This window comes from Lysinibacillus sp. NPDC058147 (genome assembly GCF_042884205.1).
GTDB lineage: Bacteria > Bacillota > Bacilli > Bacillales_A > Planococcaceae > Lysinibacillus.
Genome location: NZ_JBHVUJ010000001.1, coordinates 613356 through 628252 on the forward strand (window position 1 = coordinate 613356; position 14897 = coordinate 628252).

The window sequence follows — 14897 nt, forward strand, 5'->3', positions numbered from 1 at the left end:
GTGAAAATTAGTGAAATATATCTAATCCGCGTGTTTTGTTCATAAAAAGTTCCATTTTCTCACTCAGTAATTTTTTTAAGAAGACACCAAATAGAATGAAAAGGAGCCAGAAGAAAGATAAAAAGGCAAGATCAATCCATACCTTTGACCAAATAATACCACCAACTGCCTCTCGCATCATTCCAATTGCATAAGTAAATGGAAGAAATGGATTTATTATTTGAAAAAACTTAGGGAGTAATTCTACAGGGTATGTGCCACCCGAACCAGCAATTTGCAGCACTAACATGACAATGGCTAACGCTTTTCCAACATTTCCAAATACGGATACTAGCGTATAGACAACCGTAATGAACACTAAGCTAATAAATAGCCCAAATGGAATAAAGAAATAAGGAGCACTAATGGACCCATCTAAAAGAATGGTATCTCCTATTGTAATAATGAGCGTTTGAATAAATGAAAAAGTTGCAAATGTTAATAAACGTCCAAAGTATATTTGGCGAATACTATATTGATTATTGTCGTGAATATCTACGGATAAAAGAGAAATTAATAATAAACAACCAACCCAAATGGAAAGCACAGTGTAAAACGGTGTCATAGCTGTTCCATAATTAGCAATTGGAAACATTCTATGTTCCTCAAGCTTAATAGGCTCCTCAAAGAAATCCCGTTCAGCATTAACGTCGTTTTTCAATAATTGAACGATTTCAGAAATATCAGCTTCACTTTCTAATTTTCGTAGCTTGTCCGCAAGAGCTTTAATTTTTGTACTTAAAGCAGGAAAATCTGATTGTACTGTACCAATTGTCTTATTAGCTGTTGCTAACATATTTTTAGCATTTGTTAAACGATCTGTTGCTTGAGGTAGAAAACCTTTTACATTCGTTAGCATAGTTGATGCATTTGTTAACGTATTTTTGGCAGAAGTCAAGGTCGTACGAATTTGTGGCTCTAGCTTATCGTTATAATGAGTAAGGAATTGTTGAAGATTATTTGAAGCATTTTGTGCGACATTTTGAACATCGGCCAGATCTTTTTTTATCGTTTCGACATCAATGTTATTTAACTGCTGTACTTTAGTTGATACGTCTGTTAGTAAAGTGCTTAGCTGATTTAGCGCTGTTAGAGAGCTTAAAGAATAATCGGTTAAACTAGGATTTGCCTTTAAATCTCCACGAACAGCTTCAAGTTGTTCAATAATTTTATTATTAGCTAGTAAAGTCTTAACATCATCAGAATTGCTTTGCTGTAGTGCCGTCAGGATGTTTTGTACTTTGTTTTCAAGTTGCTTACGAGTCGAAGCATCAGCTTGTGTTAATTTTTGAAGTGCTTCAAGTGTTTGAATGCTAGTATTTACTTTTTCACGAGATGCATCCAGCTGGTTTTTAATCGTCTCCTTTATTTGTGCAATGGTAGCTGTATCCACATTAGCATTTTGTAGCTTCCCCATTATATCTGTAAATCGTTGAGCAATATTTTGTACAGCTTCTAAATCTTTTTTAATGATAGGGGAAAGCTGGTTGAACAGTGTATCAGCTTCATTAATCAATGTTAAACCTTGATGGATAGTTGTAAGGCCATCATTTGTTAATTTTTCAACCTCAGGAACTTGAGTAATTGTGTGGTTTAGTAATGTTTCAGCTTCTTTCCCACCTTTGGCAGTTTGCGCTAAATAGGTTTCAATATCTGGGAGATGATGTTCGATTGTAAAAATATAATTTTCAAACTTCCTAAAGTCTGGAATTTCTCTTTCCATTTCAACACCGATCGTATTAAAAATAGAAAAAAGAGTTCCATTAACAGTTGAGATAAATTCACTAGATACTTGTTGAGTTAGGCCACTTGCACCCTTACTTGTAATTTTGGGTGCGATTGGATTTATTTTTTCATTTACATAATAGTCGATATGCGCTTTAGTAGGCATATTTGACAGGATGGAGGTTAGTTTTTGAGAAAAATCACTAGGGACAACAATAACCGCAAAATAGTTACCGTTTTTTAAATTATCAATGGCTTGTTCATGAGAGGTAAAATCCCAAGTAAAGTTTTGATTGGTACCTAATGTATTTACTACCTCATTACCGACATTAATATCCTCACCTCTAACATTCGCTCCGGTGTCTTCATTGACAATAGCAATTTTCATGTTTTCTGTATGAGCATAAGGATCCATAGAAGCGTAAATATTAAGCCATGCATAAAGCGAAGGTAAAAAAATAAGCCCACCAATAATGACAGCAACTACCCAGTTTGTTAAGATATTATGGATATCACGTTTATAAATTTGAAAAACATTTCGGATAGTGTGTTTCATATTAACCACCCCACATTCGTATTGAGCATTATATATGTATCTTCCCAAACTTGGGCCAAATTATGTTTGAATTATGGAAAAACTTATTTTCAAAGACTAATTAGTTTACTAGGATTTAAAAACAATTTATAATCAATCCCGAATACACTAAAACTAGGGTTTTTTGGTGAGAAAAAGGAGGAATACATTCTAGTGAAAAAACTACTAATTATTGGCTCAGTTATTGTCTTGTTATTTGTGGCAATTATTGTGCTAACGAATGTATCGAACAAAAGTAAATTAGCAAGTGCAAATAATCCTTATGGCGACAAAGAACTGAAACAAGAAACAATCGATCAATTGGATGACGAAAATTACCAAAACATTATGTTACCTGATGAGCTTGAGAAAAAAATAAAAGCTGGTGAAGATGTAAATGCTTATTTCTTCAGTCCAGTTTGTGTGCACTGTAAAGCTTTTACTCCTAAGCTAATGCCTATTGCTAAGGAGCTTGGTGTTGATATTGCCCAAGTAAATGTTTATGAATACCAAGAGCTATGGGATAAATACAATATTGAGGCGACACCAACTTTTATACGCTTTGAAGGTGGTAAAGAGGTTAATCGTTTTGTAGGTGCGTTATCAGATGAAAAGTTGCGTACATTTTTAAATAAAGAAGTATTAAAAAAATAAGTAAAGCTGAGACTGTATCAAAAAGTTATTTTTGATCAGTCTTTTTTGATTTTTGTATTGTATACTAAATATACTGAAGAGTTGTACATTGGAGGAATATTGCATGACAATGGATGATTATTTTTATAATGGTGAGCTAATGAAGTGTTATGAGGCGGCTAAGCAAGTTAAAAATGAAAACGAGAAAGCGATAGCTGATAAATATATTAAATTATTAGAAGAGTATGATTTTGGGGACTATCCAAAGATTGGACTGGTTGTTGAAACTCAACATGCAGAACGAGCGGATGAAAGTTATCCGGAATCGGATACCGTCGTCGAAATTCGTGCGATAAAAGATGAAACAGAATTTTCAAAGCGTATTAAAGAACTTGAGGATGTAGCGACAACAGGTACTTCTAGTGAAAAGGCACAATCATATTTTACACAAGGTGAACTGTTTTTGTTTGCACATCATTACAATGAGAGTGTCCATTGTTTTCGACAAGCAGTAAAAGAAAACCCGAACAAGGCGTTATATTGGGGAATTACAGGTCAAACGATGCATCGCTTTGGATGGATGCCATTTGATGCACTTGGCTACTTAGAGCAAGCTATTAACTTAGATCCAAAAAATGCGCGTTGGAAATGGAATAAAGCACTTGTTCTTATTCAATTAGCAAAGGATTTGCAGATGGCACCTTTTATGGCAAATGCTGCGATTACATTAGAGGAGGCACTAGACGTTTGTGGCGAGCATCAGCGATCATTAAAAGAGGCTATACAAAATACAATAGATAATATGGATAGCTATGTATTTTCATAACAATTATTAGATGTCTCGATAAGTTGAGGCATCTTTTTTTGTGCAGAAATTTGACCTGAGGAATGCCAATGATAATGCCTCCTGACCAACTTCTGTAGCTTTCGCAAGTTGCCTCTAGTTTCATTGGATATCCAAATGAAGGTACTCATTTAATCAATATTTTATGATAATAAGCCTATTTCTTTGTTATTTATCCCTATTTCTATTCGGTTTTGAGTTTTGATTGAAAAGTCGATATTTCATGGTAATCTTATAGTATAATTATTCCAAAATTTTTGTGAAATAGTGGAATAGGAAGAAAATATCGTGATCTGTCTAAGATAAAACTTTTTTTAGAACTACTAGTTGAGTGAAATCAGCTTCCAATTTGGCTGTAAATATAGTTAATCAACACATCTGTGAAAATTTCGAGATCAAAGGTGGGGAGTAAAATGTGGAAATTTAATGAGGAATTTTCATTTGTGAGGCACTTCATTCCATTTATCCTAGTATCAATGATTTTCTTAATCGTATTCGGATTAGGAAGTGGCAAATATTATGGAATATTTGGTGAGAACAATTATGCTACGATTCATTTAATGATGGAAATTCTCATTATTGTAGTAACGATGTCTATTTCGATTCAGACGTGGTTAATTTCACCGTACATTTTATCTAATAGAGTCCTCTATGTTGGGGCGTTATTTTTAACAATTAGTTTCATAGATATGGCGCATACAATCACCTATAAAGGAATGCCTTTCTTTATTACTGAAAGTACACCGTATGCGGCAACTTGGTTTTATATGCTTGGTCGATTACTATTATCGATTGGTATTCTTTCTATTTTTTTTATTAAAGAGAAGGAAATCAAATTAATTTATCGTTGGTTTATTTATAGTTTGCCATTTGTAATTATTATTGGTTGTTTTGGCGTTCTCTATGCCCCAACGCGTATTTTGCCTCCTCTTATAATAGAAGGTGAAGGCCCTACTTTATTAAAAAATACGCTACAATATACAGCTGTAGCATTTCATTTGGTGATTATAGGTCTATTGTTTAAAAATTATAAAAAAGCACCAAAAATTATATTTTTATTAGTAGGTAGTTCGATTTATTTAATAATAAGCGATTATCTTTTTACAACTTACCAAGATGTTTATGATATTAAAAACTTTATAGGTCATATTTTTGAGTTAGGTGCATTTTATCTTTTATTTAGAGCTATTTATTTTTCATCTATCGAAAAACCTTTTAAGCAGTTAATTGATACACAAGATCATTTAGAAAAATCTCGTGAAAAAATGCATTATATGGCTTACCATAATGAGATTACAAATTTACCAAATGAACGTTTTTTAATGGAAACATTAAAAAAAGATTTATACATATCTAAATCACAAAAGGCGATTCTTGCTATCGGTATAGAAAGAATTTCTACTATTAGAGCGTCTTTAGGTAGTACATATGCAGACCAAATGATAAGTTTAATCGCGCAAAGATTGAAAAATGTTTTACCAGAGAAATATCTACTATGCATACTGAGAGAAGATCATTTTGTTGTTTATATTGATGTGGTGAAGAGTTCTCATCAATTGACTCAGTTATGTCAACAGCTTCAATTTGTCATGGAAGAATCATTCCAAATACAACATTTTTCTCTCAATAGTCAATTAAATATTGGTATTGCTTTATTTCCAACACATTCTAGTAAGGAAGAGGAACTTATTAGATTTGCACTTTATGCCATGCATGAAGCACAGAAAACTCCAACACGTATACGATTTTATGAGTCTTCAATATCAAATGAAACGACTGAACGACTTATATTAGAAAATGATTTACATGATGCATTAGCGAATCAAGAGCTTTTTTTAGAATATCAACCGCAACTAGATTTACATACTGGGCAAATTAAGTCAGTAGAGGCTTTAGTCAGATGGCAGCATCCGAAAAAGGGTTGGATTTCGCCAGGAGTCTTTATTCCAATTGCTGAGGAATCGGGATTAATAGTTCCTATAGGACAATGGGTTCTAGAAACAGCATGTGAACAAGTAAAGAGTTGGGAAGCAGCTGGATTGCCACCCATAAAAGTAGCGGTCAATCTGTCATTAGGTCAACTTTTTCAGCAAAATTTAGTTGAAATTATTCATAATGTTCTTGAGAAAACACAATTAGAGCCAAAATATTTGCAGCTAGAAATAACAGAAAGTATGACCATCAATATTGATCATATGACGACAATTTTACAAAAATTGAAGGCACTTGGGCTTACAATCGCAGTAGATGATTTTGGGACAGGCTATTCGTCATTATCTTATTTAAAGGATTTTCCTATAGATTGCTTAAAAATTGATCGATCTTTCGTTCAGAAAATACAGTCGAACTCTACAGATAAGGCATTAGTTGACATGATTCTCTCTATGGCAAAGCATCTGCAGTTAAAGGTAGTTGCAGAAGGAATAGAAGAGATAGAACAGTTATCATATCTAATAAAAAGCAAATGTGATACAGTACAGGGTTTCTTATTCAGTAAACCGATACCTCCAAATATATTACAGGAGAACTACCAAACGCTTCACAATGAGGCAAAGTATATTTTAGATTCAATTACCGCTTCTGAAGTATAAAGTGTTCATACAACATCCTTGTTTTATCTAATACGAGGGTGTTTTTTTTGTTAGGCTATGTAAATCTGTGGAAGCCCATATTGCTAAACGTTACCCATTTCTTTATATTCTACAATCGTGATATGATAGTGGAGAAAAGATTTGTAGATATAAAGGGCGGGTTTTTTGATGGCACAAGAAGTGGCAAATAAGTTTATTGAAAATGTATGTAATCATTTAGTGCGCAATATGAATATTACGAAGGTTGAGGAGCACTTTAAAGAAGTAATAGAGATGCAGCGTAAATCAGCACAGTCTCAAATTGATTTTTGGGACAGGTTAATGATGAATATGCTGTATTTTACTGAAAACGAGCAAGTTTGGGAAAAAGAATTTTTGAAGATGCTCGAAAAGAAAGAGTGGTTAAAGACCACTGCACTTGAGGAAGAGTTATTGATGCATCAAATGCGTATTCGTCAGCAGGTTTCGGAACAAATGGATTCCGCCAAAGAATTGTTTCATAAGCAGTATGTGACTGACAATGTGACAGAGGAAGATATTGTCTACGATTATGCTTATAGCTCTGCGGGACATTCAATGCGCACGGATTTATTAACGGTACTTGTCTCAACACCAGAGCAATCAAAAGTGCTATTTAACGCTGATCCACAAGAAACGATTCGCATAATTAATGGCTATATTGCCTATCACACTGATGGGATTATTAATAAAGTGACACTTTAATCAGTAGGGCTTAATCCCTACTGATTATTAGTATTCACCAACCGGGCTTTAGCGGGTAGTTAACTTCCCACCTAATCGTACATAAAAACATCGTGTTCCAAGCGGCTAATCGTACGCTTAAGAATGCACCCAGGTGGAACGGTATAGATTATTAATAATGAAAGCTATTTATGATTACGAAGCAATCCAGTTTTAGTCCCGTTATCTTTTGCAGTATAATAAGGTGACACTAAGTTCACCTGAAAGGAATTTTATATGAATACACCATTTACATTTAAACATACACAACCAACGAATATGGACCCAAATAAAAAATATCCAGCGATTTTTTTATTACATGGAATGGGTAGCAATGAAGATGATTTACCGCAATTAGTGAAGGAATTTAAAGAGCAATGCCATGTTATTAGCTTACGCGGACCTATTACGCAAAAGCCTGGCTATGCTTTTTTCACGATCCAGGATGTCGGTAATCCAGACCGTGAAATTTTTGATAAAGTGTTAGTTGCACTACAGCGATTTGTGTTAGAGGCAATTGATGAATATCAAATTGATCCACATAAGGTGTACGTGCTTGGATTCAGTCAAGGGGCAGTTTTAGCACAGTCACTTGCTTTTGCAATGGGGAATTTAATTACAGGAATAGTAGCGTTAAGTGGCTACACGCCTAAATTCGTGACAGAGGAATATGCAATTCGCCCAGTGAATCATTTACATGCATTTATATCTCATGGTGATTATGATTATGTTATCCCTTCGCAATGGGGTGCTGAAAGTAAAGAAAAATTTGAGCAATTCGGTGCTACTGTAACATTTAAACAGTACCCAGACGGTCATGGTGTGACACCTGAAAATCTCCGTGATCTAACTGCATTTTTAGCACAGGAATTACAAGATAATATTCAATGAAATGAAAAACCGAGACACCTAGGATGTCTCGGTTTTATTTTTATTCTTTAGTAGATCAATCAAGCTCTATTTTGATAAGCTTCGATCTTTGTCAGTCACGGCAGTTACTGCATCGTGAATCGTTGTTTCAAAATGATTACTTTGTAATGAGGATACACCTTGAATAGTTGTCCCTCCCGGTGAGCATACCTGATCTACAAGTGCCCAAGGATGTTCCTGTGATTGGATAATCATTTTTGCACTGCCGAGTACTGCATTTGCCGCAATATCGAGCGCCATGTTTTTTGGCATCCCTTCACGTACAGCAGCACGTGCTAAAGCGTCTATATACATATAGGTGAACGCTGGAGAAGCACCACCGATCGTCGTAAATATGGAAAATAAGTGTTCAGGCACCTCAATTATTGTGCCAACTGTTTCAAATAGTGAAATGACATGCTGTAGCTGCACATCTGATACTTCTTCACTCGCCATATAGCAACTTGTAGAGGCACCGATAAGCGCATTAATATTTGGCATTACACGAATAATAGGGGTAACTTCAGATAGATAACCTTGAAAATATGAAATGTTTTTACCTGCCGCAATGGAAACAATAACATGGTTGTCTTGTAAATGCTTTTTCACCTCTGGTAAAACATCTGGTAACATTTGGGGTTTAACACCGAGGATAATGACGTCACAATTTGACATAATATCTTCAATAGAGCTTGCGGCTTGAATACCGTAAGAGGTTGCTAATTTTGTTGTTTTTGCTTTGGTACGATTATAGCCATAAATAAAAGTGGGATCAAAATCTCCGCTTTTACACATTCCTTTAATAATGGCCGTTGTCATATTTCCAAGGCCGATAAATCCGTATTTCACGTGGTAGACACTCCTTTATATAGTTAAAACATACACCTTAGTATAGAGTAGATTGTTTTACTTGAATAGTAATATGCAAAGAATCAAGCCAATTAGGTTCAAATTCACGTCAGTCGGTGGTATCATAGAAGATGTTGTGAATGAACGTGTATCTCTATTTTCATTAGGTGAATATAAAGAGTAAGAAAATCATGTACTTTATGTGAACATTGAGACAGACTCTATCTAAAAGAGGTAGAATAATAATTTGATATCTAACTTCATTCAGTGAATGTTTTTGTAGCTAAACTGCAACGGCAGTTATCGAAGTCAACCATCCCTGGTGTAAGTTACTTGGCAAAGGATGTGCCAACAACCGCTGAAATATAAGTACTCAGTCTAAGAACGCCACGTCCTGTGGCAACGACTGAGTGACCAACATCATGTTGTTGCTGTCGCTACGTTGCACTACGCTTTCGCACAAAATACATTTGCAGGCCTAAGCACAAAGCCGATTCCGGACGCAATTATGCCGAGGCATAATTGATTGCATGCAAAATTTGTCGCTTTCTAATGGTAAAGCGTATAGAAATTAAGAGAGAAAAGGAATTAAGATGAATGGAACAAAATCTAAAAACGGAGCATAAAATACAATCTTCCAAGAAGTCTTTGGAGAAGTCCTCACGCTCTTCTATTTTAGCTCAGACAGTAAAAACAGGAATCATTAAGTCTAATTTAATTCCGATGTGGGCTGGTTTAACACTAGGTATGTACAAAAATAAAATGACTTTTGTAGAGAATATACCTGAAATTATTTTCGCAACGATTGGCTCAGCACTTGTTATTGGTGCTGCCGGAGCATTTAATAATGTGTATGACCGCGACATCGACGCTATAATGCCACGTACGCAAAGTCGACCAACGGTAACTGGTGAAATGTCAGCTAAATCAGCGTTAACATTAGCTTTTGCTATGCTCATTATCGGGGCAGCTGTGTTGGCACTTGCTTCTCCATTAGCTGCAGGATTTGGTCTTTTAGGGGTATTTTTATATGTAGTACCTTATACAATGTGGACAAAACGACATACGATTTATAATACGGAAATTGGGAGTATAGGTGGGGCGATTCCAGCTTATATTGGTTGGGCCGCTGTTTCTTCTGATATTACACATCCTGCGATACTTGGCCTATTTTTAGTTATGGTTATTTGGCAAATGCCCCATTTCTATGCAATTGCCATTCGTAAGCATGCTGATTACGAAGCGGCCGGCGTTCCAATGCTTCCGGTTGTAAAAGGGATGCGACGTACTTATTATCAAACGAACTTTTATTTAATCTTATTAATCTTATCAAGCTTCTTATTTGGCACATTAAGTGTTGGGATTATGCTTGTTGCTCTATTGCTAAGCATTGCATGGCTTGTTATGAGTATTTACGGTTATCACAGTAATAAAGATCAAATAAAGTGGGCGACAAAAATGTTTGTTTTCTCACTTATCCATATGACGATTTTATTTACAACGGTTATTGTGTATTCTTTAGTAGGTGTTATTTTTAAATTGTATTAAAGTTTAACTTCATCAGCAGGAAAAGCCAACAGGTTATTCTACACTTGTTGGCTTTTCCTTTTCCACAGAGATTATTTGACGACTTGGCCATTCTAATGCGTGTAACTTACCTCCAAAAACAGCCCCACCATCAATCCCAATAATATTATTTTCACCAAAATAGACACTGTAATCTGTCGGATTTTGGTGAAGTCTATAGGTAGGTGTGTGACCAAAGATTACGGTTTTCTCGCCTTGATAACCTACATGAAATTCTTCACGAATCCACAAAAATTGTATGGGATCTGTCTCTGCTAAAGCTACGCCGGGAACAACACCGCCGTGTACAAAAATGGCATCCTCTAATTCGATGTAAGTATCAAAGGTTTCGATAAGCTGTAAATGTTCTTCGAGCTTTGGTAAGGTCTGAATAAAGCTAGGTAATGTATCATTTTCGATGGCCTCTTTAAAATCGTCTAACTGATACCCATAGCTTTCAAGTGTTGCATCACCACCACAAAGTCCCACCCAATGATTCCATGGCTTAGGATGACCAGAGCGACATGCTTTTAGCATAATGGCTTCATGATTTCCTAGTAAAACACGTGCACCTTTTGATTGCAATTCTCCCACTAAGTTTAAAACGCCGCAAGATGCCGGTCCTCGATCAATATAATCGCCAAGTAAAAATAGTTGATCTTGCATAGTATCATAATTAACTTTTAATAATAATTCTTCTAAAAGTTCTAATTCCCCATGTATATCACTAATTGCTAGTATTCGATTCATAAAAGAGCATCCTTTCCAGTTTTAAAGAAGCTATTATTAAGTATAGAGAATAGTTTTACAAATTTCGACTAATGCAACTTTTAACTAAAAGTTTGAATGAAAAGTTATCACTTCATTCTATCGGTTTCTATCTACATTTTATCATATGTCGAAGTGGTTCCATTTCCTTATTCATTTGTCTATAGTGTTGAAATAGCGAAAGGAGAGAATATCTGCAACAGCCACTTCAATAAGATTATGAAGAATATAGTGATGGCATTTTTAACTTCTTTCAGCAATATTTTTGTAGCAAAGAGTAACGATGAAACAGAAGATTAACCTGGGGGATGAAGGTGATTTAGGGCACGAGGTGTAAGGCTTTGTGAAAAAAGCTAGGAGATGTGAGAGTAAGCAATAAAAGTGAGAATGGAGAAAGGATGCCACAATTGTAGTAATTAACTACTCGCGCATTAGAAGTGTGTGGATGTAATGCTTCTACGTTATGCGCGAGTACAGTATGTGATTATTCTTGAAGCTTTTCCCATGCTTGTTGTGCTATCGACTCGTCGAATGTTGATAGTAGTCGGTAGTTGGATGTATCTAAAATTCGAAAATGCTGACTAATGACGTTTTGTTGCAGGTGATAACCATTATACTCACTAAGATTTTTCCACCATATGTATCCACCCATTGTTTTTTCCTTTGGTTGTAATGTTCCGTTATTTGCGATTAAGTCAACAACCTCAAGTGGATCTCCGCCAAGCTCATGTTGCAAAATTGAGCTTTCTCTGCATAATGCACAAACCGCAACCGTTGTAGTCCAGCCAGTACAGATACGACCTTTTTCAATTTGAACAAGTGTTTTTTTTGAGAGTCCCAGTAAATCACTCATTTGATCCTGAGTTAAATCTTTTTCGGTACGGATTAATTTCAGTTTTTCTGAAATGAGTGTGATTAATTGTTCACGATTCATCCAAAACACCCTTTCTTTCAGATAGTTAAATACTATTATACATGAAAGTGTTAAGAGATGTTTTCGGTTTTGCGGATAACTGTGGGTAACGTAATTAATAATAGCTGTTGTTTATTCAACTCACAGACAGTTAGTTGAATAACGTGGTAGTATTACTTGTAAAGTTTACATTCCATTTCCGCTAAATTTGGAGGTTTTATGAAAAACAAGAATTTGATTTGTCGAAAACATGGTGCATATCCCGAAGTATTAACTAGAGGGAATAAATACCAACTGGTTGATATAAATAATGATAAAGAAATGGTTCGTATTAAATGCGACAATGGACGAGTAAGATGGTTTCCACTATACCTTTTTAGTGTGAATAGGGAGGACGTCATAGAGTTAATAAGCTGGAAGTTTGATGATGAAGTATCAAATGACGTTACTGAAACAAGTTGGATAGAAATAAGTTTGAAAATGAGTGATGGAAGTGAAAGATGGTGTATTCTGTATACTCCAGAACGATTAGGGAATTTTTTACAACAACCAAACTTATATCCAACAGGACTCCACATAAAGAATATGATAGTTGTTAAAAGTTATAATATAGAGGATATACAGAATGTTTTGGATTATCTTAATCAGGAAGACGAGTTGATTGGTGCAACATTACCACTATAGCAGTTCTTCTTGAACTAACGGCGGCTTTAGTTGAAGAAGATAGCCAAATCAGAAGCAACAATCTTTGAGAAAATAGTCATAATAATTGAAGCATAAAAAAACAGACTGTCCATCAATCTATACATAGGACAGTCTGTTAGATAATTAAATCTCGTATTTTTTCGTGTCAGAAATAACACGGAAGTGGATACCTTTTATTTGAGCGCTTACTTTATGACGTAGTGTATCAATATCTACTAGCTCATCATTTTCATTCACACATTCTGCAATCTCTTGTAATAGCTTCGTAAATGCCTCTTTGAAGAGTGAACGCATATTATCAAAATCTAAGCTACGGAAGTTTCCGTCGATATCAAATGCTTCCACAGAATTTAATTGCTTTGAAGCGCCAGCAAAACGATCATCGTACACTGTGTAGTTTTCATCTGTTACGACGATAATATATAATACTTCACCTGTAATTGTTTTTAATTCAATGTTAGTTTTGTGTTTTTTGACGTCGGTAATAATATGGATACCGCCCGAATGATATAGTTTAAACAATTTCATATGTAATGCCCCCTGAAAATAGAATCATATCCATATATCTATTATATATGGATATGCCTAATAATGGAATAAGACTAAAGTATTTGGAATAATTAGAATGGTCCTATTTGAATGATGCTAGTGAAGCTATAATTGTTATAAACTATTAAGAAAACTGTATCAATCAGATTATGCTTCTAAAACAGTAGGTAAAATATTGCGAAGGGGACGGACTTCGATATAATGAATTCGATGTCCTTGCTGCTCATAAATACTAAATAAATATGGGGCTAGCTCAATATTTTTAGTTGCTTTAATGCCATTATTTACAGTTAAAAACCAACCGCCCAATGTTTCGACTTCTTCTGCTTCAAGTGTCACATTTAATAGTTTTTCAACATCTTCAATGAGCATCTTTGCATTTAATATATAGTGATTGTCATTTACTTTTCGGATTTCTGCAATTTCATCATCATCGAACTCATCGCGAATCTCACCTACAATTTCTTCTAAAATATCCTCGACTGTTACAAGGCCCGATGTCCCGCCGTATTCATCCATTAAAATGGCCATATGAATTCGCTCTTTTTGCATACGCACAAGTAATTCTTGAATAGGAATTGTTTCAATTACTCTTATAACAGGATTAATGAAATCTTCAAGGATTAATGAGTCGTCTGTAAGTTGCTCCAGCAAACTTTGTGTAAATAATTCCTTAACGTTGATAAAGCCTAAAATATTATCACGATCACCATCATAAACGGGATAACGAGTATATTTTTCTGCGGCGATAAAATGAATCATATTTGTAAAAGATTCATTTTTTTCAATTCCAATAATCTCTGTTCGAGGAACCATAATTTCACGAGCAATACGTTCATCAAATTCAAAGACATTATTTACAAACTTTAGCTCTGTTTTATTAATTTCACCACTTTCAAAGCTTTCAGATAGCAGTAATCGTAATTCTTCCTCTGTATGTGATAACTCATGCTCTGAAGCTGGCTTCATACCAAATATACCAATTAATACTCGAGCTGAGCCATTCAAGAACCAGATAAATGGATACATCACTTTATAGAACAACATAATAGGTTTGGCAAAACGGAGTGTAATCATTTCAGCCTTTTGAATCGCAGCGGTTTTTGGTGCCAACTCTCCGACAACAACATGTAAAAATGTTGCAATGGCAAAGGCACTACCAATTGTAAAGATCGTCATATATTTATCTGAAATACCAATAAGGTTAAAAAGAGGGTGTAGCATAAATTCAAAGGTTTTTTCACCGACCATCCCGATACCAAGCGCTGTTACAGTAATACCAAGCTGACAGGCAGATAAGTACTCGTCTAAATGATTGACAACATACTTTGCAGAAATGGCTTTCTTATTGCCCTCCGCAATTAATTGGTCAAGCCTTGAGGAACGTACTTTTACAATAGCAAATTCCGTTGCCACGAAAAAGCCAGTTAAAGCTAATAAAATGATAAAAATCGATAAGTTGAGTATGGTCTCCAAATAGTCGTTCTGTAT

The 14897-nt window shown here is 35.0% G+C and carries 13 protein-coding genes; 7 read left to right on the forward strand and 6 right to left on the reverse strand.

Translation table 11 applies throughout. The features are described 5' to 3' along the window. Positions 1–7: 7 nt before the first annotated feature. Positions 8–2320, reverse strand: a complete 2313-nt coding sequence (locus ACFVT8_RS02985) for a YhgE/Pip family protein (RefSeq protein ID WP_387082023.1) — start codon at positions 2318–2320, stop codon at positions 8–10. Positions 2321–2512: 192 nt separating this feature from the next. Between ACFVT8_RS02985 and ACFVT8_RS02990 the strand changes: the two genes are divergently transcribed. From ACFVT8_RS02990 to ACFVT8_RS03010, 5 genes are all read left to right on the forward strand, one after another. Next, positions 2513–2992 (forward strand): thioredoxin family protein, encoded by a 480-nt coding sequence (locus tag ACFVT8_RS02990; RefSeq protein ID WP_387082022.1) that lies wholly within the window; start codon positions 2513–2515, stop codon positions 2990–2992. Positions 2993–3095: 103 nt separating this feature from the next. Beyond that, entirely contained in the window at positions 3096–3797 is a 702-nt protein-coding gene (locus tag ACFVT8_RS02995) for a tetratricopeptide repeat protein (protein WP_387082021.1), read from the forward strand. Positions 3798–4228: 431 nt separating this feature from the next. After that, on the forward strand, positions 4229–6406 hold the full coding sequence (locus ACFVT8_RS03000) for a bifunctional diguanylate cyclase/phosphodiesterase (RefSeq protein WP_387082020.1): 2178 nt from the start codon (positions 4229–4231) through the stop codon (positions 6404–6406). Positions 6407–6574: 168 nt separating this feature from the next. Next, the gene (locus ACFVT8_RS03005) at positions 6575–7129 is read left to right on the forward strand and encodes a hypothetical protein (RefSeq protein WP_387082019.1); all 555 of its coding nucleotides are present in this window, start codon (positions 6575–6577) and stop codon (positions 7127–7129) included. A 255-nt stretch (positions 7130–7384) separates the two neighbouring features. Next, positions 7385–8038 carry an alpha/beta hydrolase gene (locus ACFVT8_RS03010; RefSeq protein WP_387082018.1) on the forward strand — a complete coding sequence of 218 codons (654 nt, stop codon included), beginning with the start codon at positions 7385–7387 and terminating at the stop codon, positions 8036–8038. Positions 8039–8104: 66 nt separating this feature from the next. Here the strand turns inward: ACFVT8_RS03010 and proC are convergent, their stop codons facing one another. After that, a complete protein-coding gene (gene proC, locus ACFVT8_RS03015) occupies positions 8105–8905 on the reverse strand; it encodes a pyrroline-5-carboxylate reductase (RefSeq protein WP_387082017.1) in 801 nt (266 codons plus the stop codon). Between the two features lie 597 nt (positions 8906–9502). On the opposite strand from proC, the gene cyoE reads away from it, so the two are divergent. Further along, positions 9503–10453 (forward strand): heme o synthase, encoded by a 951-nt coding sequence (gene cyoE / locus ACFVT8_RS03020; RefSeq protein WP_387082016.1) that lies wholly within the window; start codon positions 9503–9505, stop codon positions 10451–10453. A gap of 33 nt (positions 10454–10486) precedes the next feature. Here the strand turns inward: cyoE and ACFVT8_RS03025 are convergent, their stop codons facing one another. Continuing rightward, positions 10487–11221, reverse strand: coding sequence for a metallophosphoesterase (locus ACFVT8_RS03025; RefSeq protein WP_387082015.1), 735 nt, complete (start codon positions 11219–11221; stop codon positions 10487–10489). Positions 11222–11723: 502 nt separating this feature from the next. Continuing rightward, positions 11724–12173 carry a helix-turn-helix transcriptional regulator gene (locus ACFVT8_RS03030; RefSeq protein WP_387082014.1) on the reverse strand — a complete coding sequence of 150 codons (450 nt, stop codon included), beginning with the start codon at positions 12171–12173 and terminating at the stop codon, positions 11724–11726. 198 nt (positions 12174–12371) lie between these two features. On the opposite strand from ACFVT8_RS03030, the gene ACFVT8_RS03035 reads away from it, so the two are divergent. After that, positions 12372–12836 carry a hypothetical protein gene (locus ACFVT8_RS03035; protein ID WP_387082013.1) on the forward strand — a complete coding sequence of 155 codons (465 nt, stop codon included), beginning with the start codon at positions 12372–12374 and terminating at the stop codon, positions 12834–12836. A gap of 144 nt (positions 12837–12980) precedes the next feature. Here the strand turns inward: ACFVT8_RS03035 and ACFVT8_RS03040 are convergent, their stop codons facing one another. Together ACFVT8_RS03040 and ACFVT8_RS03045 are read right to left on the reverse strand one after the other, a co-directional pair. After that, positions 12981–13385, reverse strand: coding sequence for a hypothetical protein (locus ACFVT8_RS03040; RefSeq protein ID WP_387082012.1), 405 nt, complete (start codon positions 13383–13385; stop codon positions 12981–12983). A gap of 168 nt (positions 13386–13553) precedes the next feature. Then, positions 13554–14882, reverse strand: a complete 1329-nt coding sequence (locus tag ACFVT8_RS03045; RefSeq protein ID WP_387082011.1) for a hemolysin family protein — start codon at positions 14880–14882, stop codon at positions 13554–13556. Positions 14883–14897 lie beyond the last annotated feature (15 nt).

What these genes read in the sequence shown, in the direction of transcription:
- ACFVT8_RS02985 (WP_387082023.1), bottom strand. Translation starts at nt 2,320, where the DNA reads ATGAAACACACTATCCGAAATGTTTTTCAAATTTATAAACGTGATATC.
- ACFVT8_RS02995 (WP_387082021.1), top strand. Translation starts at nt 3,096, where the DNA reads ATGACAATGGATGATTATTTTTATAATGGTGAGCTAATGAAGTGTTAT.
- ACFVT8_RS03000 (WP_387082020.1), top strand. Translation starts at nt 4,229, where the DNA reads ATGTGGAAATTTAATGAGGAATTTTCATTTGTGAGGCACTTCATTCCA.
- ACFVT8_RS03005 (WP_387082019.1), top strand. Translation starts at nt 6,575, where the DNA reads ATGGCACAAGAAGTGGCAAATAAGTTTATTGAAAATGTATGTAATCAT.
- ACFVT8_RS03010 (WP_387082018.1), top strand. Translation starts at nt 7,385, where the DNA reads ATGAATACACCATTTACATTTAAACATACACAACCAACGAATATGGAC.
- cyoE (WP_387082016.1), top strand. Translation starts at nt 9,503, where the DNA reads ATGGAACAAAATCTAAAAACGGAGCATAAAATACAATCTTCCAAGAAG.
- ACFVT8_RS03025 (WP_387082015.1), bottom strand. Translation starts at nt 11,221, where the DNA reads ATGAATCGAATACTAGCAATTAGTGATATACATGGGGAATTAGAACTT.
- ACFVT8_RS03030 (WP_387082014.1), bottom strand. Translation starts at nt 12,173, where the DNA reads ATGAATCGTGAACAATTAATCACACTCATTTCAGAAAAACTGAAATTA.
- ACFVT8_RS03035 (WP_387082013.1), top strand. Translation starts at nt 12,372, where the DNA reads ATGAAAAACAAGAATTTGATTTGTCGAAAACATGGTGCATATCCCGAA.
- ACFVT8_RS03040 (WP_387082012.1), bottom strand. Translation starts at nt 13,385, where the DNA reads ATGAAATTGTTTAAACTATATCATTCGGGCGGTATCCATATTATTACC.